Source organism: Streptomyces sp. HP-A2021 (assembly GCF_022807935.1).
GTDB lineage: Bacteria > Actinomycetota > Actinomycetes > Streptomycetales > Streptomycetaceae > Streptomyces > Streptomyces afghaniensis.
In genome coordinates this window covers 9,256,409-9,277,299 of the sequence record NZ_CP094344.1, presented here as the reverse complement: position 1 = coordinate 9,277,299, position 20,891 = coordinate 9,256,409, and the positions used below count along the sequence as shown (strand labels likewise).

Below are 20,891 nucleotides of genomic sequence, written 5' to 3'. Positions count from 1 at the left end.
GTACCAAGCGCGTACGTACAGCGTCCCCGAGGTCTACGAAGTGTGTCTGTGCAGGGCTCGGATTCGGCGAGCAGATGCCGCGCTGCCGCGTCTGACGACACAGGCCGGTGTCGTGCATGATGCGGTCGATGGTCGCGGCGAGGGTGCTGTCGGCGCCGATGACCGTTTCGACTCCGCCCGGCAGCAGATCGAGCGGCCGGTACCAGTCGCGCAGTTGTGTCTCGTTCACTTCGTCGGCGATCGGCTTGGTGCCATGGCGGGCCAGGGTTTCGTCGAGCGGTACGTCCAGGCGCTGTTGCCGCGCAGGACGATCAGCCGGGATTCCTCGCTGCCCACGGTCACGTCGGTCACCCTACCGACGCTCAACGGCCCACGTGGGCGGAGTGGCGCAGGCACGAGAGCGCGACCACGAACGGCCAGACCGACTGGAGGGTCGTGACCGCACGCTCGGCGACGCCGGCGACGCCGTGGAGATGCGTCTCGAGCAGGAACCATGCCGCGCCCACCGCCATCACCGCGGTGGCTCCGAGGGACGGTAAGGGCCGCAGGGCCCACGGGACGCTGTCGCCGGTCCGGATGGCCAGAACGGGCCATGCCGCCAGGACGGTGAAGCCGACGACGGCGACCGAGCCGTGGACCAGCGAGCCGCCGCTGCTCGGCGCCGGGACCATGGCCACCACGAGGGCGGACACTCCCCCTGCCGCAAGGGCCAGCCGGCCCGGGGTCGCGGCCGGGCGCAGCCCCCAGGCGGTGAGCAGGTGGCAGACGCCGAGGGTGATGAACGCGCCTGTCATCACCCAGTAGCCCGAGCCTCCGGGGGCCGCCAGGACGCTGATGGTCTGAGCGGCCGGGTCGTAGGCGGGTCCTTGCAGTGCCGCAGCCGCCATCCAGCCGATGATCAACACGGCTGGGGCGCACGTCGACGACAACAGGACCCATTTCGGTACAGATCGCACCAGGACACCGTAGAACGGATCACCGGAACTCCCCGTCCCACTACCGCTGCTCCGGGCGGGTCCGTCCGGGGGTTTCGCGGCACGATGGATCCGTGCGCCGACGGCGCGTGTGGCGGTCCGGTGCCCTGCCCGCGGAAAGGTGATCGGTCATGGAGCTCACCCTGGTGGTGCTGATCATCATCGTGGGGCTGACCTTCGACTTCACCAACGGCTTCCACGACGCCGCGAACGCGATCGCCACCTCCATCTCCACCAGGGCCCTGACACCGCGCGTGGCGCTGGCCATGGCCGCGGTGATGAACTTCTGCGGCGCCTTCCTGGGGACGGAGGTGGCCCAGACCGTCGGTAGCGGCATCATCGGCGCGCCCGAGGGCGAATCGGGTCTGCTGCTGGTCCTGTGCGCGCTCCTCGGGGCCATCGGCTGGAACGTGTTCACCTGGTGGCGTGGGCTGCCGACCTCGTCCTCGCACGCGCTGATCGGCGGGCTGGTCGGTGCCGCGCTCGCCGCTTCGGCCACCGTGCACTGGTCCGGGATCGTGGACAAGGTCGTCCTGCCGATGCTGCTGTCCCCGCTGGTCGGCGTGGCCCTCGGCTATCTGCTGCACGTCGCCATCCTGTGGACGTTCCGTCGTTCGACGCCCCGTCGGACCACGCACCGCTTCCGCATGGCGCAGACCGTCTCCGCCGCCGCGATGGGGCTGGGGCACGGGTTGCAGGACGCGCAGAAGACCATGGGGGTCATCGTGCTCGCCCTGGTCACGGCGGGCTGGCAGGACGACTTCTCCGTTCCGGTGTGGGTGATCGCCACCGTGGCGGCCGCCATGGCAGCCGGTACCTACACCGGCGGGCGTCGCATCATCACCACGCTCGGCCGGCGCATCGTGCACCTCGATCCGCCGCGCGGGTTCGCCGCCGAGACCGCCGCCGCGACCGTCCTCTACACCACCGCGTTCCTGGTGAAGGCGCCGATCTCCACCACGCAGACGATCACCGCGGCCATTCTGGGTGCCGGTGCCACCCGGCGTGCCTCGGACGTACGCTGGCAAGTGGCCCGCTCCATCGTCACGGCCTGGGTGCTCACGTTCTTCGGCGCCGGGATTCCCGCCGCCGCGCTCTACCTCCTTCTGCACGCCGTCACCGGTCTGTGATCCCGGCCCGGAGGCCCCATGACCGCCTTTCCGCCACACCCGCCGGACGGCCTTCCGATGCCCGGGCGTTTCGCGCATCTGCACCCCGACGACGGCGCCTGCCTGATGGAGAGCGCCGCGTTGCTGGCCGGCCGTGGGTTCACCGACAGCCCGGCCGGTACCCATCCGGCGCTTGCGGCACTGGCCCGCGTGGTCAACGACAGCGTCGCTGACGCCACGCGGCATGCCCTGTGGCCGCTGGCCGCCGAGCTCGCCGACGCCCGTCCCCTGGACCGGGCGTACGCGCCGCTGCTCGTCGGCACGGTCGTGGACGCGGCACGCGTGCTGCGACCAGCGTCCCGGCGTCTGGCGCGGCACGGCCGTGCGTGCCGTCGGCGGAGCGAGAAGCTTGCTCATCTCCGTGCCGGCGGGATGCCGAGCAGTGTCGCCGATCTGCTGTGGTGGCGTGGCCCGGGGCGGCGGTACCTCGAAGACGCACTCCGGGTTCTGTGTGCCGCGCCTGACGCGGATCAGCTTCTTGCCGGGCTGTTGCGGAAGGCCGTGTCCGAAGCCCGGGACGACGTGGCCCGGGATGGGCGGATGTCGGCCGGGAAGGGTCGCTGCAACCGGTAGGCGCGTGGGCCCGTCCTACAGGGCACCATGATCCCTACACGTCTCGCCGGCCCCCGGGCCGCACCTGTTCGGCAGTTGCTCGACTTCGCCTGGACGCAGACCCGGGCGTGCGCGTTCGCCATCGCGCTGCTGTCCGGCGTGGCCGTGTCCACCCTGCTGCCCGACCTGCCCGTGGCGCGCTACGACCTGCTGGTGGTCTACGGCGTGCTGCTCACGCTGGTGTTCTGGCTGCGTGGCTGGGAGAACGGGCGGGACGTCGCCGTCATCACAATCTGTCACGTCATCGGTCTCGCCTTCGAGCTGGTGAAGGTGTCGCTCGGTTCGTGGAGCTACCCGGAGCCGGGCGTGCTGAAGTTCGCCGGCGTTCCGCTGTACGGCGGGTTTCTGTACGCGGCCGTGGGCAGCTATGTGTGCCGGGCCTGGCAGCTGTTCGACCTCCGCCTGGTGCGCTACCGGCCGCGGGCGACGGCGGTGGTGGCCGCGGCCATATACGTCAACTTCTTCAGCCACCACTGGCTGCCCGACGCCCGCTGGGTCCTGGCCGGCCTGCTGCTGACCGTCACCACGGGGACGTCGGTGTGTTTCACGGTGCGGGGCGTGCGCCGGCGGATGCCGCTGGCCTTGTCGTTCGTCCTGATCGGGTTCTTCCTGTGGGTGGCGGAGAACCTCGCCACATTCGTCGGTGCGTGGCGCTATCCGTACCAGGAGCACGGCTGGGAGCCGGTGGGGGTGGAGAAGTTCGGCGCCTGGGCGTTGCTGATCAGCGTCACCTTCGTCCTGGCGGCGGTCGGGCGGGCGCGAGGAGCGCGAGTCGTCGACAAGGCGCCAGCCACGTATCATCCTATGGACACAAATTAGATGATTTGCATTCGAGGATGATCACCGACCGTGGCCATCCTCGCCGGAGTGATCGATGTCCCGCACCGGCCCGACGGACGACGGCGACGAGCTGCTGACCAGGCTCGGGGCGCTGACGGCCCAGGCGCGTGCGCAGGCCGAGATGCAGCGCTCGCGGGTCGAGCTGGCCATCGCGCTTCAGCGCGGCATGCTCCCGCGCGACCTGCCCGTAGCCCGCAGGCTGCATCTCGCCGTGCGGTACGCGCCCGCGTACCAGGGGCTCAACGTGGGCGGCGACTGGTACGACGCCTTCACACTGGGCGACGGCCGTATCGGTCTGTCCATCGGTGACGTCCAGGGCCACAACATCGAAGCCGCCGCCTTCATGGGACAGGTGCGGGCCGGGCTGCGGGCCCTGGCCTCCGTCACCAGCGAGCCGGGCGAGGTCCTGGCCCGGACCAACGAGCTGCTGCTGTCCCTGGGCTCCGATCTGTTCGCCACCTGCACGTTCATGCGGCTCGACCCGTGTGCCGGCGTACTGGAGAGCGCGCGGGCCGGGCACCTGCCCTGCGTCTGGGCCACGGCCGACGGGAAGTCCGGCGTCGCCGAGGACGAGGGCGGGCCGCCGCTGGGGATCCTGGCGGGGATGTCGTATCCGGTGACCCGGTACGAGCTGACGACGGGTGGCATGTTCGTGCTGCTCACGGACGGTGTCGTGGAGGGGCCCTGCCTGCGGCTCGAGGAGGGCCTCGACCAGGTGATGCGGCTCGCGGGCATCGCGGCGGTGGCGGGCATGGACGTGGACGCGCTCGCGGCCGCGCTGATCAAGGGCGCGGAGCGGGTCGGGCATGACGACGACGCCGCCGTGCTGGTCGTCGGCCTCGACGCACCGGAGCCTCAGCCATAGGGCCGCAGGGGCCCCGCTCTCACCTCGCCGCCGCGGCGGTCCCGGTGTCTCATGGCTGCTGTGGTGGGTAGCCGGGATCTGCGTACGTCGGCCGTCGTCGCTCTGCAGACGCTGGCCGTGGCGGCCTGCTACTACGTCTCGGGGCGGCTGGGCCTGCTGCGGGAACTGGTCGTCGAGGGCTCGGTCGTCACTCCGATCTGGCCCCCCACCGGCGTCTCGGTCGCCTGCTTGCTCATCTTCGGGCTGCGCTGCTGGCCGGGGATCGCCCTGGGCGCCTTCTTGGTGATCCTGTCTCTCACGTCCCTGAGCCCCTGGGCGTTCGGCGTGCTGGCGGGCAACACGGTGGCCCCCGTCGTGGGGTACCTGCTGCTGCGCCGGACGGGTTTCCGTACCGATCTGGCGCGTCTGCGGGACGGTCTCGCCCTGGTGTTCCTGGGCGCGTTCACCGCCATGCTGATCAGCTCGACCACCGGTGCGGGCATCCTGCTCGCCACGGGCAGGCTCGAATGGCCGGGCTTCTGGGCGGTGTGGCTGGCCTGGTGGGTGGGTGACGCAATGGGCGTGCTGATCGTCACCCCGGTGCTGCTCCTGCTGTCCCGCGTCCGCCCGCCGCTGCGCCTGTCGCGCTGGAAGGAGGCCTCGGGCCTGGCGCTGATCGTCTGTTGTGTCGTTCCCCTGACCGCGCACAGCTCGGTCAGTCTGCTCTTCCTCGTCTATCCCCTGCTGATCTGGGCGGCTCTGCGCTTCCAGCTGGCCGGCAGCATGCTGTGCGCCCTCTTCGCGTCAGTCATGACCACGGTGGCGGCGACCGACCGGGCCGGTCCGTTCGAGCGGCTGACCAGGGTGGAGGTGATGATCAAGCTGCAGGCGTTCAACGGGGCGATGGCCCTGACGGCGCTGATCCTGTCCGCAGTGATCACCGAGCAGATCCACACCCGGCGTTCGGTGGAGCGCGCGTGCCAGGAACTGGTCGAGGTCCTGGAGCACCTCACCGCCGGCGAATCGGCGGACGGCCGCAGCCCTCTGGAGGACAGTGGGATCAGGCGGAGACAGGACGAGTGATCGTACGCCTCCAGTGGGCCCGCCGGGCGGTGGTGACCGAGGCACAGGGTTGACGCCATGACCGAGGCGGAGGTGCTGCAACTGCTGGTGTCGCCCGCGCACCGGCTGACCGGACGGCCGTCGGACAGCCCCTTCCCCGGCCCGTCCGACGAGCGCGTCCCTCAGGTGAACCGGCCGGCCCGGCCGTGCGCCTGGATGGACGTGACCATCGGCCCCGGCGCCCAGCGCGCTCTTCTCGGGCGGGGCGGTGTGCGGTGCACACCGCTGAGCGACGGGGTGATCACGCTGGGCCCGGCGACGTTCTGCGTCGTGGCCGGGCCCGGCGCGGTCAGCCGGCCGTCGGGGGCGTGCGGATGGCGGCGATGTCGAGTTGCAGGCGCACCTTCTCGCTCACCATCGCGCCTCCCTCGGCCAGCCTGCTGTTGTAGGTCAGGCCCCAGTCGGAGCGGTTGATGGTGGTGGTGCCGTCGAATCCGACCCTTTCGTATCCGAAGGGGTCGGTGACGTGTCCGATGTAGGTCATCTCCAGGACGACCGGCCGCGATATGCCTTTGATGGTGAGCTCACCCGACATGTGAAAGAGGTCGGCGCCCATCTGTTCCACCGCGGTACTGGTGAAGCGCATACGCGGATAAGTCGCGGCATCCAGGAAGTCCCGGCCGACCAGGTGGGCATCGCGTTGTTCCACCCCGGTGTCGACGCTGGCGGTGAACAGCGTGAGGTCGGCCCGTGATCGGGCGGGGTTGCGCGCGTCGAAGTAGAGGAGGCTTTCGTACTCCAGGAAACAACCGCGCACGGTGGTCACCATGGCATGCCGGACGGAGAAGCCGATCCTGCTGTGAGCAGGGTCGACGACCCATTCGCCGGTGAGATTCGCCAGGTCGGGGTCGGGCAGGACCGCGGTGGGGGAAGCCGGCGCGCCGGCGGGACGCTGTGGGGGGACTGGCGGCGCCTGCCGGCGGGACGGCACGACGCGGTTGAACAGGTTCATGATTCATCTAGGTACTTGAGTTTGCTTATTGCCGCAAGTCCCCTTGGCGTTTACGGCTGTTGCGGACGAGCACCTGACCTTTTTGCCGCCGCTTTGCACAGAATCCACACACGCCTGTCGCGACATACCGACGAAATAACCATCCGGGAGTCCAGGGATTTTCATTTCGGGCATATCGGCGATTCGGTCGGTGTCACCTCGATCGCGAGGTCGTTGTCGACGGTGTAGTAGGGGCGCGAGGAGGACCCGGCCGCCGTGAGTGCCGGGTAGACGAAGACGTGTTTGCGGTCCGCCACGTCGTCGAGCAACCGGCCGATGCGGACCGGCGGCGCGCCGGTGGTGGGCCGGACGAAGGCGTCCCAGATCCGGCCCGGCGCTTCGCCGTCGCCCGTCAGGTCCTCCGGGCCGGCGGTGAAGGAGAAGCCTCTGCCGTCGTCGTCGATCCGGGGGCGCAGTTCCCGTACGGTGTCGGTCCCCCGCAGGCGCAGCCGTACGGTGGCGTCGGCACGGAGTTCGGCGCCGTGCAGGCGGGCCTCGACCGTCAGGGCCTGTGCCGTGACGTCGATGGTGCGGGCCTCCGCGTGGGCGGTGCGCCGCCATGCCCTGAGCGCGAGGAAGCCGTCCTTCGTGACGTACGGGATTCTGACGGCGACCGGTGACGGCCGGTCGCGGAGGTGGCCGTCGACGAGGGCGCGCAGGTCCTTGAGGCCGGGGCGCAGCCGCTGTCGTTCGGCTTCCGGTTCGGGCAGCAGGTACAGGTCCCAGCGGCCTTCGTCGAGGGCCGGGTGCGGTTCCAGTACGGCGTGCAGGCCGCCGTCGGCCCGGCCGGGCTCCAGGTCGAGGAGGTGGAGCGTCGTCTCGGGGCGGCCCTTCTTGGGTCGCAGCCGGAGCAGCAGCTGAGGACGGGAGGACGGGGCCGATGGGAGGCGGAAGGTGATGCGGCCGTCCGTGTCGATCGCGCAGTGGGTGCGCAGGTGGGTGTCGAGGTGCGTGGTCATCGGCGTCCCTTGCGTATCGCGCGGAGTGCGCCGGCGGCCGCGGCGTGGACCGCGTCACGGGCGGCGTGGCTCCGGCCGATCAGTGCGCTGTTGCTCCGGTGGTTCTGGGTGGTGGAGGTCGGTCGGTCCGTGGTCCGGGCCGTGAGGGCGTCCTCGAGGATGCGTTCGGCCTGGGCGACGACGGGGCCCGGGGCGAAGCGGTGGGCGTTCTCCAGGGCGGTGCGGCCCATGCGGCGGCGCCGTTCGTCGTCGCCGACGAGTTCCAGCAGGGCCGAGGCGAGGGCGTCGGCGTCACCGACCGGCACGAGCCGGCCGTCGGCTCCGTCCTCGATGATCTCACCGGGGCCGTAGGGGCAGTCGGCGCTGACGACGGGCAGTCCGCAGCGCATCGCCTCGACGATGGTCATGCCGAACGGCTCGAAGTTGGACGCGGCCGCGCCGATCGAGCCCTTGGCCCATTCGGCCTCCATGGGCGTGGCGGCCCCCATCAGGAACACGTTGTTCCACAGCTGGAGCCGTTCGATGAGTTCCCGCAGCCTGGGCTGTTCCTCGCCCTTGCCGTAGATGCGCAGCTGCCAGTCCGGGAAGGCGGCGGCGACCTGGGCGAACGCCTCGATGAGCAGGTCGTAGCGCTTCACCGGAACCAGCCGGCCGGCGGCGATGACGATCTTGGCGGTGCCGTCGGCGGGAGGCAGCGCCGGGTCGGGGACGCTGTTCGGGAGGGCCTCGACGTGGACGCCGGGCAGCCACATCTTGCGCCGGTAGGCCGCGGCGTCCGCTTCCGTGACGGTGGTGATCACGTCGAGGCGGCGGTAGGCGCGGCGCAGCGCGGTGCGCAGGGCGGGCGGGTGGTTGTCGAGGGTGAGGTGCTCCTGCCCGACGCGCAGGACACGCTGCGGGGCCTGCCGCGCGATGTGCACGTTGAGGCCGGGGCGGGTGCCGATGACGACGTCGGTGTCGATCGCCTCCAGGCACTCGCCGATCCGCTGGTCGGTCAGCTCGCTGTACTGGCGGTGTCGGTACTCGGCGGACGGGAACACCGTCGCCGGTCTCTGGTGCAGCGGATGGTCGGCCTCCTTGCGCAGGTCCACCAGCGCGCGCAGCCGCACCCGGGGGTCCAGGACGAGATTGGGGTGCTCGCGGTGACGTAACGCGGAGACGATCTCCACGTCGTGCCGCTCGGCGAGCGCCCCGGCGAGGTTGAACGTGGTGGTGATCGTGCCTCCGATTCCATAGGCGTTGTGAATCAGGAAAGAAATCTTCATGTCGGCGTAGACGGCGCCAACCACCCGACAGTTGTTCGCCGTTATCACTCTGTGGCCTGCAGGAATACGGGTACGGACCGGCCGGTTCCCGAGTGATCTCGGACATAAGTGGTCTGGGCCATACCGGTCTGCCGCCCGAATATGCATAGCTTGATGTGTTTGCCCGCAGCAGCGTCGCGTCATCGGGTGCACTGTCGTCATCGATCTCCAGGAGACCCATGCGCCCCCGCATAACCTCCGTCCCGCGCATCACGTCCCTCCCGCCCCTGGCCCTGGCCGGCGGCGCGCTGGCCGTGGGTGTCGGCGGGCTGTATCTCGCCGGGCTGATGCTGACGGGCGGGGAGATCGACTCCGGTACGACGGTGCGCGGGGTGGAGATCGGGGGCCTGAGCCGTGCGGAGGCGGTACGGAAGCTGGAGCGGCACCTGGACGCGGCCGGACAACGGGAGCTGTCCGTGAGGATCGGTGACCGCACGGGCACGGTCGATCCGCGGCGCGCCGGGCTCTCCTTCGATGCCGAGGAGACCGTCGACCGGGCGGCGCGCACCGGCGCCGGCCCGGTCAGCGTGATCGGCGGGTTCTTCCGCTCGGGCGGTGCCGTCGAGCCGGTCGTACGCCTCGACGAGGACAAGGCCCGGGCCGCCCTCGGTCAGGTGGCGAAGGGGCTCGACCAGAAGGTCCGGGACGGTGCCGTGGCCTTCGACGACGGGCGGGTCGAGGTGGTCGCACCGCGCACGGGGTACACACTGGACGTGGCCGGCGCAGTCGGCCCGCTGCGCTCCTCCTTCCTGCGGGGCCTGCGGGGCGACACCCGCTCGGTCACGCCGCTGCCCGCCCGCGAGACCCGGCCGAAGGTCACGGCCGACGAGGTACGGCGGGCCGTGCGCACGTTCGCCGAGCCGGCGATGTCGGCGCCCGTCACGCTCACCGCGGGCGGCAAGCGGTTCGCGGTCGGGCCGGCCGTCCTGGGCGAGCACCTGGCGATGCGGCCGGACGGCGGTGGAAGACTGAGACCGGAGCTGGACGCCGAGGGGCTGCGCGAGGATCCCGCCGTGGCCGGACCGCTCAACGACGTCACCAGGACCGCCGAGAACGCGAAGCTCCGGCCGGACGGCGACAAGGCCGTGGTGGCCGAGGACGCGACGGTGGGCCAGAAGGTCACCGACAAGGCGCTGGGCAAGGCGGTGCTGCCGCTGCTCACCAAGTCGGGCGCTGACCGCAGCGGTGAGGTGGCGGTGGACAGGACCCAGCCCGAGGTCACCCGCGAAAACGCCGCCGACCTGGGGCTGACGGAGAAGATGTCCTCCTTCACCGTCCACTTCGAACCGGCGGAGTACCGCACGAAGAACATCGGCCGGGCCGTGGAACTCATCAACGGCTCCCTGGTCAGGCCCGACGAGACCTGGAGCTTCAACCGGACCGTCGGCGAGCGCACCGAGGCCAACGGCTTCGTCGAGGGCATCATCATCCTCAACGACCAGTTCACCAAGGCGTCCGGCGGCGGCGTCTCGTCCGTGGCGACGACCGTGTACAACGCGCTGTTCTTCGCCGGGGTCAAGCCCGTGGAACACGGCGCGCACTCCTTCTACATCGAGCGTTACCCGGAGGGCCGCGAGGCGACGGTCGCCTGGGGCAGCCTGGATCTGAGGTTCACCAACGACTCCGGCAAGGCGATCTACATCCAGGCCGAGTCCACGGACACGTCCGTGACCGTCTCCTTCCTCGGCACCAGGAAGTACGACGAGATCAAGTCGGTCAAGGGCCCGCGCACCGAGGTGAAGAAGCCCGAGAAGAAGGTGAGCGACGACAAGGAGTGCGTGCCGCAGACGCCGCTCGAAGGGTTCGACGTCACCGTGGAGCGGGTCTTCTACAACGACGGCAGGGAAGTGAAGCGGGAGCCGTTCCGCACGCACTACACGCCACGTGACGAGATCGTGTGCGAGTGATCCACCCGCTGTTCGCCCACCCGTGGAACTCTCCTTTCCCGCCGGGGCGTTGACCCGTCCCCAGGGCCCCAGCACAATGAGCGCCCAGTGCTGAGAGCGCTCTCAAAGGAGATCCATGACTGGCAGACAAGGCCCGGCTGTGAGCCGGCGTTCGCTCATCGGTGCCGGCCTCGGCATCACTGCCGCGGGGATCGCCGCGGCAGGCTCCGGGCAGGCCCTGGCGGCGAGTTCGGACGACGCCGCCGGCCGGGACGGTGTCGCGGGCTCGGAGGGCGCCGGCCCGCTGTCGGCCCCGGCCCGGGGGCGCGCCTTCCTCGCCGCCGCCATGGATACCTACCCCGACCACGGCGACATCCGCCTGACCCAGAGCTACACCGACCAGGCGGGCCTCTTCAGTACCGCCTTCACCTACGACAACGCCCTGGCGATCCTGGCCCACCTCGCGGCCCGCGGGCCCGAAAGCCTGGCCAGGGCCACGGCCTTGGGCGACGCCCTGCTCTACGCGCAGACACATGACCCGGCGTACGACGACTTCAGGCTCCGGCAGGCCTACAACGTCGGGCCGTACACCTTCTACGACGGCTCGCTCCAGCCCGACGGCTTCGTCCGGGCGGACGGCACCGCCAACGTCGGTACGCAGTTCGGCTTCACCGGCACGGCGGTGGGCGACATGGCCTGGGCGGGCATCGCGCTGAGCGCCCTCGCCCGCCGTACAGGGGCGCGTCGTTTCCTCACCGGTGCCGTACGGATCGGCGAGTGGATCGAGCGGACCGGCCGCACCGACGAACCGCTCGGCGGCTACAAGTTCGGGGTCGACGGGGCGAATCAGCGGCTGCCGTTCACTTCGACCGAGCACAACACCGACCTGGTGTGCCTCTTCGGCCGGCTCGCCCGGCTGACCGGCCAGAGGGTGTGGCTGCAGCGCCGTGCGCGGGCCGAGGCCTTCGTGCGCCGGATGTGGGAGCCGGCCGGGGGCTTCTTCTACACCGGCACCAACGACGGTGTGACCGTCAACAAGTCCCCGATTCCGGAGGACACCCAGACCTGGACCCATCTCGCGCTCGGCTCCCGCACGAGGGGGTACGCCCGCTCCCTGGACTGGGCCGTTGCGGAGCTGGCCGTCCTGGATCACTCCGGCCGCACGAACAGCACGGTACCCGCGGGGCAGTCGTACGAGGGCGTCACCTTCAGTTCCGCGAGCCTGGTGGCGAACGAGGACGCGCCGATCGCGGAGGGACAGCCCAGACCCGACCGCAACGGTGTGTGGTTCGAGGGGACGGCGCATCTCGCGCTCGCCCTGCGGGACCGCGGGCGGCGTGGCGACGAGGCGCGTGCCCGGCGGCTGCTCGCGTCGGCCGAGCGCGCCCAGGAGCTGCTGGGCGCCGGTCAGACCGTCGGCGGAAGGGCGCTGCCCGAGCGGGCCGGGGTGGTGTCCGCGAGCAGTCCGCTGGACACCGGGTTCGGCTTCGGCTACTACCCGTACCGGCACACGGGCGCGACCGCCTGGTACCTGATGGCGGCGGCGCGTTTCAATCCGCTGCGGGCGTGAGACGGGCGGCCCGGCCCGCGGTGGCGTATCGCGAGCCGGGCCGGCTCTCAGACGACGCGGTGGACCGCCTGGCTGGTCAGTTCGTAACGGGCGCCGACGATCGCCAGCTTGCCGGTGCCGACCTTGGCGGCGAGGTCGGGTTCCGCGGCCAGCCGGGAGCGGACGAGGCGGACGTTGGCGTCGACGGTGGCGTCGATCCGCGCGTCCCCTACCGTGCCGTGGTCTATGGCCGGGCTTATCTGGTCGGCGAGGTACTGGATGTGGGCGGGCAGGTGCCCCCCGGACTGCTCCGCCTCGACCGCGGCACGTACCGCGCCGCACGACTGGTGCCCGAGCACCACGACCAGCGGTATGCCCAGTTCCAGGACGCCGTAGGCGACACTGCCGAGTACGGCCTCGTCCAGGACCTCCCCGGCGGTGCGTACCGTCATCAGGTCGCCCAGTCCCTGGTCGAAGACCAGCTCCGGGGGCACGCGGGAGTCGATGCAGCCGAGCACGACCGCGAAGGGGTGCTGGGCGGTGGTCAACTCCCGTCGGATCGCGGGGGTTTCGTGCGGATGGCGTTCGCGGAAGGCGCGCCAGCGGCGGTTGCCCGCGGCCAGTTCCGCGAGGGCCTCCTGCGGGGTGCTCGGGCGCGGTCCGGTGCCGGGTGCGCTCGTGGCGGCGGGTGCGCTCGTGGCGGCGGTGGCCGGGCGGGCGGCTGTGAGGCCCGCACCGAGGGCCGCGGCCCCGGTCAGCGCGGTGCGCAGGAGAGTGCGGCGGACGGTGCCGCCTGTGGTCGGCCGTGGACCGGCGAAGGGGTGCGGTTCAGGGCCGGTGCCTCTGTGGGCGGTGGCATGTGAGTTCACGGCCAGAACGTATGCCCGACGGGGCGCCCGACCGCGGTCCTTGCCGTTTCATGGTGAGAGTTGGGTAAGTGATGTTCTTACCTTGAACGGTTTTTGACGGTCCCTCAGGCAACCGGCAGCACGCCCGGGCCTCCCGGCCCGGGCGTGCTGTCATGCGGAGGTGATCAGACCAGTCAGACCAGGTCGAACCGGTCCAGGTTCATGACCTTGACCCACGCGGCGACGAAGTCGTTCACGAACTTCTCCTTCGCGTCGTCGCTCGCGTAGACCTCGGCGAGCGCGCGCAGCTCGGAGTTCGAGCCGAAGACCAGGTCGGCGCGGCTGCCGGCCCACTTGACCTCGCCGGTGGCTGCGTCGCGGCCCTCGAACGTCGTCTGGTCCTCGGAGGTCGCCTTCCACGTCGTGCCCAGGTCGAGCAGGTTGACGAAGAAGTCGTTGGTCAGCGAGCCGGGCGTCGCGGTGAGGGCGCCGAGCTGGGACTGCTGGTAGTTGGCGCCCAGCACCCGCAGGCCGCCGACCAGGACGGTCATCTCGGGGGCGCTCAGCGTGAGCAGGTTCGCCCTGTCGAGCAGCAGGTACTCGGCCGGCAGGCGGTTGCCCTTGCCGTGGTAGTTGCGGAACCCGTCGGCGGTCGGCTCGAGCGCCTCGAAGGACTCGGCGTCGGTGTGCTCCTCCGTCGCGTCCACACGGCCCGGCGTGAAGGGGACCTCCACCTGGAAGCCGGCTTCCTTGGCGGCCTTCTCGACGGCGGCGGTGCCACCGAGGACGATCAGGTCGGCCAGGGAGACCTTCTTGGCGCCGGCGCCGGCGTTGAACTCCTGCTGGATGTTCTCCAGGACGCGCAGCACCTGGGCCAGCTCGTCGGGCTCGTTGACCTCCCAGCCGCGCTGCGGCTCAAGGCGGATGCGGGCGCCGTTGGCACCGCCGCGCTTGTCACTGCCGCGGAAGGTGGAAGCCGAGGCCCAGGCGGTCGTCACCAGCTGCGAGACGGACAGACCCGACTCGAGGAGCTTCGTCTTGAGGGTCGCGATGTCCCCGGCGTCGATGGGCTCACCCTCGGCCTCGGGCAGCGGGTCCTGCCAGATCAGGGTCTCCTCCGGGACCTCCGGGCCGAGGTACAGCGACTTCGGGCCCATGTCACGGTGGGTCAGCTTGAACCAGGCGCGGGCGAAGGCGTCCGCGAACTCCTGCGGGTTCTCGTAGAACCGGCGGGAGATCGGCTCGTAGATCGGGTCGAAGCGCAGCGCCAGGTCGGTGGTGAGCATCTTCGGGCGGTGCTTCTTCGACGAGTCGTGCGCGTCCGGGACGATCTCCGGGGCGTCCTTGGCCACCCACTGGTTGGCGCCGGCCGGGCTCTGCTCGAGCTCGTACTCGAACTCGAAGAGGTTCTTGAAGAACCCGTTGCTCCACTGGGTGGGCGTCGAGGTCCAGGTGACCTCCAGGCCGGAGGTGATGGCGTCGCCGCCCTTGCCCGTGCCGTAGGTGCTCCGCCAGCCCAGGCCCTGCTCCTCCATGGAGGCGGCCTCGGGGTCGGCGCCGACGTGGTCGGCCGGGCCGGCGCCGTGGGTCTTGCCGAAGGTGTGGCCACCGGCGATCAGGGCGACGGTCTCCTCGTCGTTCATCGCCATGCGGCGGAACGTCTCACGGATGTCGCGGGCCGCGGCGAGCGGGTCCGGGTTGCCGTTCGGGCCCTCGGGGTTGACGTAGATGAGGCCCATCTGGACGGCGCCGAGCGGGTTCTCCAGCTCGCGGTCGCCGGTGTAGCGCTTGTCGTCGAGCCAGGTGGTCTCGGGGCCCCAGTACACGTCCTCCTCGGGCTCCCAGACGTCCTCGCGGCCGCCGGCGAAGCCGAAGGTCTCGAAGCCCATCTGCTCCAGGGCGACGTTGCCGGTGAGGATCATGAGGTCGGCCCAGGAGATGCTCTGGCCGTACTTCTTCTTCACGGGCCACAGCAGGCGGCGGGCCTTGTCGAGGTTGCCGTTGTCCGGCCAGCTGTTGAGCGGGGCGAAGCGCTGCTGGCCGGCGCCGGCGCCGCCGCGGCCGTCGCTGATGCGGTAGGTGCCCGCGCTGTGCCAGGCCATACGGACCATCAGGGGGCCGTAGTTGCCGAAGTCGGCCGGCCACCAGTCCTGCGAGGTGGTCAGCACCTCGGCGATGTCCTGTTTCACGGCCGCGAGGTCGAGGGCCTGGAACGCCTCGGCGTAGTCGAACTCCTCACCGAGCGGGTTGGCCACCTCGGGGTTCTTGGCAAGGATCTTCAGGTTGAGGCGCTCCGGCCACCACTGACGGTTGCCGCCACCCTGGGTGGGGTGCAGGGCGCGGCCGTGCGCCACGGGGCAGCCGCCGCTCGTCTCCTCCTGCTTCGCGTCGGTGACGATCGCGTCGTGGTTCTCAGTCATGGAAATCCTTCCGGACGGGGTGGATCACGGTGCTCGGGTGGATCACATCGCTCAGGTACTGCGGGCGGTGGAGCAGGCGGGGCACAGGCCCCAGTAGATGACCTCGGCCTCGTCGACGGCGAAGCCGCGGTCGTCGGACGCGGTCAGGCAGGGGGCGTGGCCGACCGCGCAGTCGACGTCGGCGACGGTCCCGCAGGACCGGCACACGAGGTGGTGGTGGTTGTCGCCGACCCGTCCCTCGTACAGGGCCGGGCTGCCGGGCGGTTCGAGGCGGCGTATGAGTCCCGCCGCGGTGAGTGCGTGGAGCCCCTCGTACACGGCTTGGACGGAGATGTGGCCGACGCGCCCGCGTACCTCGGAGGCGATCGCCTCGGCGCCGAGGTGGTCGCCGTCCCGCACGGCCTGGAGCAGTGCGACGCGGGCGGCCGTCACCCTCAGGCCGGCGCCGCGCAGTTCCTCGGCGACGGTGGGGTTCCGGGATGCGGTCATGGCGGACAACCTAGCCGCACAAACACGAATGATTCAAGAAAACGAAGGGTTCAATTTTCGTGTCGCGCTGGTGCGGCTCGGTGTGGCGCCTGTGCGGCTTGATGCGGCAGCCTCGTTGGCGCACTGTGAGCTCCGTCACAGCGTCGATGATCGCGCTTCGGAGCGGTGGCGGGATGGTGTCAGCCGTGTCCGTGTCGCGCCAGCACCGCCCGCGCGGTTTCGGCCATGGCCTCGTCGACCATCCGGCCCTCGAAGGTGAGGGCGCCGACGCCGTCGCGCTGGGCCGCTTCCACGGCTGCGACGAGGCGCGCACAGCGGTCCACCTCTTCGGGGGTGGGCGCGAAGACCTCGTTGATCACGGGGACGTGGGTCGGGTGGACGGCCATCATCCCCTCGTAGCCGAGGGCGCGGTTCTGCTCGGCGAAGGCGCGCAGGCCCGTCAGGTCGGCGATGTCCGTCCACAGTCCGGTGACCGGGCCGGGCGCTCCGGCGGCGCGGACGTCGAGCAGGACGCGGGAGCGGAGGGCCAGGGTCTCGGTGCCCTGCGGGCTCCAGCGGTAGCCGACGGCGCGTTCCACGTCGCCGCCAGGTGCGGTCAGGGCACCGACGTAGGCGACCCGGGGAGCCGCTGCGGCGATGTCGTAGGCGTCGTGCAGGGCGCGGGCCGACTCCAGCAGCGGGACGAGGGTCGTCGCGCCGGCGGGCAGACCGTGCTCGTGTTCGCACCAGCCGATGAGGCGGTCCGCGAACCGTACGTCGGCGGCGGTGTGCACCTTGGGCAGGACCACCCCGGCCAGTCCGGGGCGTACGACGGCACGCAGTTCCTCGGCGGCGGTCCAGTCGTCGAGCGGGTTGACGCGGACGAACAGGGCCATGCCACCGGCCGGTTCCGCAGCGGCCTCCGCCACGGCCTCGGCCACCCGGGCGCGGGCGAGCGGCTTGTCGGGGGCGGGCACCGCGTCCTCCAGGTCGAGGACGACGGCGTCGGCACCGGCCGCGCGCGCCTTGGGCAGCCAGTCCGTGCGGAGTCCGGGCACGAAGAGGAGGGAGCGGAGCGGGGGGCGACTGTGAGGCTCAGACGACATCGTTCTTCTCCAGCTCGGCCAGTTCCCGGTCGCTCAGCCCGAGCCAGTCCCGGTACACGAGGTCGTTGTCCTGGCCCAGCGCGGGTCCGGTGCGCCAGACGCGGCCGGGGCGCTGCCGGAAGTGCGGGATGACCGCCTGCATCCGGACGTCGCCCAGGTCGGGGTCGGCCACGGTGACGATGTCGCCGCGTTCCGCGTAGACCGGGTCGGCGGCGATGTCGGCCGCGTCGAACACCCGGGAGGCCACCACCTCGGCGCGGGCGAAGGCCTCCAGGCACTCGGCGGCGCTGCGGCCGGCCACCCATTCCCGCAATCCGTCGTCCAACTCCCCGCGCCGTGCGTGCTGTTGCTCCGACGTGGCGAACTCCTCCTCCGGCAGCCCCAGCAGCCGGGCCACGTTGCGCACCGAGCGCAGGGTCGCGGAGGTGACGGTGATCCACTGCTCGTCTCGGGAGCGGTAGGTGTTGATCACGGCGGCGGGCGCGACCGCCAGCTGGTTGCCGGAGCGCTGCGGCACGGTTCCCAGCTGGTCGTGGACGATGACCTGCCACTCGACGAGCCGGAACAGGGGCTCGAACAGGGCGAGATCGATCCACTCGCCGTCGAAGCCGGGGTCGTGGTCGCGCCGGTGGAGGGCGGCGAGGACGGCGTAGGCGCCCATCAGGCCGGTCACGGCGTCGCCGTGCGAGAAGCCGGTGTGGACGGGCGGCCCGTCGGGGGAACCGGTCAGGTGGACGACGCCGCTGCGGGCCTCGCCCATCTTGCCGAAACCGGGGGCGTCGGCCTGGCTGGAGGTGGCGCCGAAGCCGGAGATCTGCAGCAGGACGGCCTTCGGGTTGATCCGGTGCACGGACTCCCAGTCGAGGCCCCAGCGGCGCAGGCGCCCGGCACGCAGGGTGACGATGACGACGTCCGCCCAGGCGACGAGCCGGTGGGCGACCGCCCGGCCCGCCTCGTGGTGCAGGTCGAGCGTGACGGAGCGCTTGTTGCGGGCGGCCACCTTGAACCACAGGGGCACGCCGTTGCGCCGGGGCCCCATCGCGCGGGCGGCGTCACCGGCGCCCGGGGGCTCGACGTGGACGACGTCCGCGCCCTGGTCGGCGAGCATCGAACCCGCGAGCGGGCCGGCCACCACATGAGCGAACTCGACCACTTTCAGTCCGCGCAACTGCCCCTGTCCGGTGGCGTTCGGCATGTCCTTGTCCGGCACGGATGCGTCCCCTCGGCTCAGCTGGTCGGTTCTTCAGACTGCCGAGGCGCAGAAATGCCTGTCCAGCAAAAGAAGGCCATCAATCCATGCGGTTGGCGCATGAATCGGCCCCCATCGGCGCTCAGGCCCAGGAGACTCCCGGCGGCAGGTCCCTGCCCTGGGCCCGGAAGTCCTCGAGCGTCTCCAGGAAGTGCTCGGTGACGCGCGGGAGGGTGCGGCGGGCACGCAGCGCGATGTCGAGGCGCCGGTCGACCACGGGGTCGACCAGCGGCCGGAACACGAAGGGGCCGGTGCCCAGCAGCGGCAGCACCAGGGCGGGCAGTGCGCTCACTCCGAGGCCGGCGGCGACCAGTCCGCCCACCGTGGCGACGCTGCCGGCCTCCGCCGCCGGTACGGCGCGTGCATCGACCTGGCCGAACGCGGCGTCCGTCAGCCGCCGCACGCTCGAGTCCCGTCCGACGGCGAGGAACGGCTCGCGGGCCAGGTCCGCCCAGCCGACCTCGTCGCGGGCGGCGAGCGGATGGTCCTCGCGCAGGACCGCGACGAAACGGTCGCGCACCAGCGGGCGGTGCTCCAGCCGCTCGGGCGGCACGCCGACCGTGGTGATGGCGAAGTCCGCGTCGCCGGACAGGACCCGGTTCAGCACGGCCCGTTCCAGGCCGTCCAGCAGGCGTACGGCGACGCGCGGCCGGTCCGTGCGGAAGCCGGAGATGACCTGCGGAAGCAGCACCGCGGCGACGGAGGGCAGGGTGGCGACGGCAACGGTGCCGGACTCGCCGAGCAGGAAGCGGTCCAGTTCCTTCATCCCGGCCCGGTGGGCGCTGAGGATCTGCTCGGCGATCCGCAGCGCCTCGGCGCCCGCGGCGGTCAACTGTACGTTGCGCGTGTCGCGTTCGAGCAGTTGGGCGCCGACCTGCCGCTCGAGGTCGGCCACCGCGCGACTGAGGGAGGACTGCGAGACGCCCAACTGGGCGGCCGCCGCGGTGAAACTCGTCGCCCGGGCGACGGCCGCGTAGGCCGTCAGCTGACGCAGGGTGGCATCCATGGCCGGGAAGCGTACGTCAGAGCAAGCCGATTGATGCGGGGATCGCATGGACAGATGCCGGTTTGATGCTGGACAGGGATCATCCGGCGCTCGGACACTCTCGGCTATCCCCGTACGCCCCGCTCTCCGCCGCCGGGGACCGCGACCCGAGAAAGCGAGCGTCACCATGCCGGCAGCCCTGGGCTTCGCCACGATCGCCCTGTTCCTGTTGCTCACCATGACCAAACGGGTCTCGGTGCTGGTCGCGCTGGTGGTGCTTCCGGTGCTCGCGGCGCTGGCGGGCGGGTTCGCGGGCGAGCTGGGCGGGATGGTGCTCGACGGGCTGTCGAAGGTGGCGCCGATCGGCATCATGATCGCCTTCGCGGTGCTGTACTTCAGCCTCATGGTGGACGCGGGTCTGTTCGATCCGCTGATCCGCGGTCTGCTGCGGCTGGCCAAGGGTGATCCGATGCGCGTCACCGTCGCCACGGCCGTTCTCACGCTCTGCGTGGCCCTGGACGGCGACGGCGCCTCCACGTTCCTCATCACCGTCTCCGCGCTGCTGCCCGTCTACCGGAAGCTGGGGATGAGTCCGCTGGTGCTGTCCGGGGTCGTCTGCCTGGGGGCGGGCGTGATGAACATGATTCCCTGGGGCGGGCCGACGGTGCGTGCCATGGCGGCACTGAAGCTGGAGAGTTCGGACGTCTTCACGCCCGTGCTGCCCGCGATGGGGTTCGGGATCGCGTGGGTCCTGGTGGCGTCCTGGCTGATCGGCCGTCGGGAGCGGCAGCGGCTCGGCGCTCTCACCGGGCCGGGCGAGGAAGCCACCGACGGCGAGCCGGTTCCCGCGACGGCATCCGCGCCCGGTGACGAGACGGTCCCCGCGACGGCCCCGGCGCCCGGCGACGGGCCGGGTGCCGTCCGGGTCGCCGCGCCCGCGCCGCGCCGGCTGGCGCTCTTCAACCTGCTGCTGACCGTCGTGCTCGTCGTGGCGCTGATCCTGGAGGTCATGCCGCTGCCGGTGCTGTTCGTCCTCGGGTTCGCGGTGGCTCTCCTGGTCAACCACCCCACGTGGGAACAGCAGCAGGCGCTGCTCGACCGGCACGCGAAGAACGTCGTCCTCGTGACCACCATGATCTTCGCGGCCGGTGTGTTCACCGGGGTCCTCACCGGGACCGGGATGATCGACGACATGGCCGAGGCGCTCGTGTCCGTGATACCGGACTCCCTCGGCGGCCATCTGCCGGTCCTCGTGGCCGTCACGGGCATGCCGCTGAGTCTGGTCTTCACCCCGGACGCCTACTACTTCGGTGTCCTGCCCGTCCTCGCCGAGACGGCCCACGGCTTCGGCACCGACCCGGCCGAGGTCGCCCGGGCCGCCATTCTCGGCCAGATGACGACGGGTTTCCCGCTCAGCCCGCTCACCGCCGCCACGTTCATCCTGGTCGGCATGAGCGGCGTCCAGCTCGGCGAGCACCAGCGTTTCATCTTCCGCTGGGCCTTCGCCACCACGCTCGTGATGACCGCCGGTGCCGTCCTCACCGGCGCCTTCTCCCTCTGACGGA

Annotated in this window: 18 protein-coding genes and 1 pseudogene; 8 read left to right on the top strand and 11 right to left on the bottom strand. The window is 71.1% G+C overall.

The genetic code is table 11. The features are described 5' to 3' along the window. Nucleotides 1–100: 100 nt before the first annotated feature. Together MQE23_RS41715 and MQE23_RS41710 are read right to left on the bottom strand one after the other, a co-directional pair. A pseudogene (locus MQE23_RS41715) lies at nt 101–289 on the bottom strand (kinase); the annotation flags it as partial. Between the two features lie 73 nt (nt 290–362). Then, nucleotides 363–956 carry a DUF998 domain-containing protein gene (locus tag MQE23_RS41710; RefSeq protein ID WP_243381987.1) on the bottom strand — a complete coding sequence of 198 codons (594 nt, stop codon included), beginning with the start codon at nt 954–956 and terminating at the stop codon, nt 363–365. 149 nt (nt 957–1,105) lie between these two features. On the opposite strand from MQE23_RS41710, the gene MQE23_RS41705 reads away from it, so the two are divergent. The 5 genes from MQE23_RS41705 to MQE23_RS41685 are packed head-to-tail and all read left to right on the top strand — an operon-like array spanning nt 1,106 to nt 5,522. After that, nucleotides 1,106–2,104: an inorganic phosphate transporter gene (locus MQE23_RS41705; RefSeq protein WP_020275338.1), complete on the top strand. Its 999-nt coding sequence runs from the start codon at nt 1,106–1,108 to the stop codon at nt 2,102–2,104. Nucleotides 2,105–2,122: 18 nt separating this feature from the next. Next, nucleotides 2,123–2,716 carry a DUF5308 domain-containing protein gene (locus MQE23_RS41700; protein ID WP_243381984.1) on the top strand — a complete coding sequence of 198 codons (594 nt, stop codon included), beginning with the start codon at nt 2,123–2,125 and terminating at the stop codon, nt 2,714–2,716. 27 nt (nt 2,717–2,743) lie between these two features. Beyond that, a complete protein-coding gene (locus MQE23_RS41695; RefSeq protein ID WP_243381982.1) occupies nt 2,744–3,574 on the top strand; it encodes a DUF817 domain-containing protein in 831 nt (276 codons plus the stop codon). 55 nt (nt 3,575–3,629) lie between these two features. Then, the gene (locus MQE23_RS41690) at nt 3,630–4,460 is read left to right on the top strand and encodes a PP2C family protein-serine/threonine phosphatase (RefSeq protein ID WP_020275341.1); all 831 of its coding nucleotides are present in this window, start codon (nt 3,630–3,632) and stop codon (nt 4,458–4,460) included. Between the two features lie 51 nt (nt 4,461–4,511). Beyond that, nucleotides 4,512–5,522 (top strand): MASE1 domain-containing protein, encoded by a 1,011-nt coding sequence (locus MQE23_RS41685; protein WP_020275342.1) that lies wholly within the window; start codon nt 4,512–4,514, stop codon nt 5,520–5,522. Nucleotides 5,523–5,850: 328 nt separating this feature from the next. Here the strand turns inward: MQE23_RS41685 and MQE23_RS41680 are convergent, their stop codons facing one another. From MQE23_RS41680 to MQE23_RS41670, 3 genes are all read right to left on the bottom strand, one after another. Continuing rightward, on the bottom strand, nt 5,851–6,513 hold the full coding sequence (locus MQE23_RS41680) for a YceI family protein (protein ID WP_020275344.1): 663 nt from the start codon (nt 6,511–6,513) through the stop codon (nt 5,851–5,853). A gap of 161 nt (nt 6,514–6,674) precedes the next feature. Continuing rightward, complete coding sequence (locus tag MQE23_RS41675) at nt 6,675–7,511, bottom strand: transferase (protein WP_243381979.1); 837 nt, start codon at nt 7,509–7,511, stop codon at nt 6,675–6,677. After that, nucleotides 7,508–8,776 carry a glycosyltransferase family 4 protein gene (locus tag MQE23_RS41670; protein WP_243381976.1) on the bottom strand — a complete coding sequence of 423 codons (1,269 nt, stop codon included), beginning with the start codon at nt 8,774–8,776 and terminating at the stop codon, nt 7,508–7,510. The genes MQE23_RS41675 and MQE23_RS41670 overlap by 4 nt, the downstream gene beginning before the upstream one ends. A gap of 218 nt (nt 8,777–8,994) precedes the next feature. Here MQE23_RS41670 and MQE23_RS41665 point away from each other — a divergent pair, with 218 nt between their 5' ends. Next, nucleotides 8,995–10,722, top strand: coding sequence for a VanW family protein (locus MQE23_RS41665; protein ID WP_243381974.1), 1,728 nt, complete (start codon nt 8,995–8,997; stop codon nt 10,720–10,722). Nucleotides 10,723–10,837: 115 nt separating this feature from the next. Then, nucleotides 10,838–12,271, top strand: coding sequence for a Tat pathway signal sequence domain protein (locus MQE23_RS41660; RefSeq protein ID WP_243381971.1), 1,434 nt, complete (start codon nt 10,838–10,840; stop codon nt 12,269–12,271). Between the two features lie 47 nt (nt 12,272–12,318). On the opposite strand, the gene MQE23_RS41655 is transcribed toward MQE23_RS41660, so the two are convergent. The 6 genes from MQE23_RS41655 to MQE23_RS41630 form a co-directional block, all read right to left on the bottom strand. Continuing rightward, a complete protein-coding gene (locus MQE23_RS41655; protein ID WP_243381969.1) occupies nt 12,319–13,119 on the bottom strand; it encodes a carbonic anhydrase in 801 nt (266 codons plus the stop codon). Nucleotides 13,120–13,292: 173 nt separating this feature from the next. Next, nucleotides 13,293–15,518: a catalase/peroxidase HPI gene (gene katG / locus MQE23_RS41650; protein ID WP_020275350.1), complete on the bottom strand. Its 2,226-nt coding sequence runs from the start codon at nt 15,516–15,518 to the stop codon at nt 13,293–13,295. Between the two features lie 51 nt (nt 15,519–15,569). Next, nucleotides 15,570–16,007 carry a Fur family transcriptional regulator gene (locus MQE23_RS41645; protein WP_020275352.1) on the bottom strand — a complete coding sequence of 146 codons (438 nt, stop codon included), beginning with the start codon at nt 16,005–16,007 and terminating at the stop codon, nt 15,570–15,572. A gap of 179 nt (nt 16,008–16,186) precedes the next feature. Further along, entirely contained in the window at nt 16,187–17,044 is an 858-nt protein-coding gene (locus MQE23_RS41640) for a CoA ester lyase (protein ID WP_243381967.1), read from the bottom strand. Nucleotides 17,045–17,081: 37 nt separating this feature from the next. Further along, entirely contained in the window at nt 17,082–18,302 is a 1,221-nt protein-coding gene (locus MQE23_RS41635; protein ID WP_243381965.1) for a CoA transferase, read from the bottom strand. A gap of 121 nt (nt 18,303–18,423) precedes the next feature. Further along, the gene (locus MQE23_RS41630) at nt 18,424–19,347 is read right to left on the bottom strand and encodes a LysR family transcriptional regulator (protein WP_243381962.1); all 924 of its coding nucleotides are present in this window, start codon (nt 19,345–19,347) and stop codon (nt 18,424–18,426) included. Between the two features lie 166 nt (nt 19,348–19,513). Here MQE23_RS41630 and MQE23_RS41625 point away from each other — a divergent pair, with 166 nt between their 5' ends. Beyond that, nucleotides 19,514–20,887 carry a citrate:proton symporter gene (locus MQE23_RS41625; RefSeq protein WP_243381960.1) on the top strand — a complete coding sequence of 458 codons (1,374 nt, stop codon included), beginning with the start codon at nt 19,514–19,516 and terminating at the stop codon, nt 20,885–20,887. Nucleotides 20,888–20,891: the final 4 nt, after the last annotated feature.

Excerpts from the sequence above, each read along its gene's own strand:
- MQE23_RS41690 (WP_020275341.1), top strand. The coding sequence starts at position 3,630 with ATGTCCCGCACCGGCCCGACGGACGACGGCGACGAGCTGCTGACCAGG.
- MQE23_RS41665 (WP_243381974.1), top strand. The coding sequence starts at position 8,995 with ATGCGCCCCCGCATAACCTCCGTCCCGCGCATCACGTCCCTCCCGCCC.
- MQE23_RS41680 (WP_020275344.1), bottom strand. The coding sequence starts at position 6,513 with ATGAACCTGTTCAACCGCGTCGTGCCGTCCCGCCGGCAGGCGCCGCCA.
- MQE23_RS41660 (WP_243381971.1), top strand. The coding sequence starts at position 10,838 with ATGACTGGCAGACAAGGCCCGGCTGTGAGCCGGCGTTCGCTCATCGGT.
- MQE23_RS41625 (WP_243381960.1), top strand. The coding sequence starts at position 19,514 with ATGCCGGCAGCCCTGGGCTTCGCCACGATCGCCCTGTTCCTGTTGCTC.
- MQE23_RS41695 (WP_243381982.1), top strand. The coding sequence starts at position 2,744 with ATGATCCCTACACGTCTCGCCGGCCCCCGGGCCGCACCTGTTCGGCAG.
- MQE23_RS41670 (WP_243381976.1), bottom strand. The coding sequence starts at position 8,776 with ATGAAGATTTCTTTCCTGATTCACAACGCCTATGGAATCGGAGGCACG.
- MQE23_RS41705 (WP_020275338.1), top strand. The coding sequence starts at position 1,106 with ATGGAGCTCACCCTGGTGGTGCTGATCATCATCGTGGGGCTGACCTTC.
- MQE23_RS41675 (WP_243381979.1), bottom strand. The coding sequence starts at position 7,511 with ATGACCACGCACCTCGACACCCACCTGCGCACCCACTGCGCGATCGAC.
- MQE23_RS41700 (WP_243381984.1), top strand. The coding sequence starts at position 2,123 with ATGACCGCCTTTCCGCCACACCCGCCGGACGGCCTTCCGATGCCCGGG.
- MQE23_RS41645 (WP_020275352.1), bottom strand. The coding sequence starts at position 16,007 with ATGACCGCATCCCGGAACCCCACCGTCGCCGAGGAACTGCGCGGCGCC.
- MQE23_RS41685 (WP_020275342.1), top strand. The coding sequence starts at position 4,512 with ATGGCTGCTGTGGTGGGTAGCCGGGATCTGCGTACGTCGGCCGTCGTC.
- MQE23_RS41630 (WP_243381962.1), bottom strand. The coding sequence starts at position 19,347 with ATGGATGCCACCCTGCGTCAGCTGACGGCCTACGCGGCCGTCGCCCGG.
- katG (WP_020275350.1), bottom strand. The coding sequence starts at position 15,518 with ATGACTGAGAACCACGACGCGATCGTCACCGACGCGAAGCAGGAGGAG.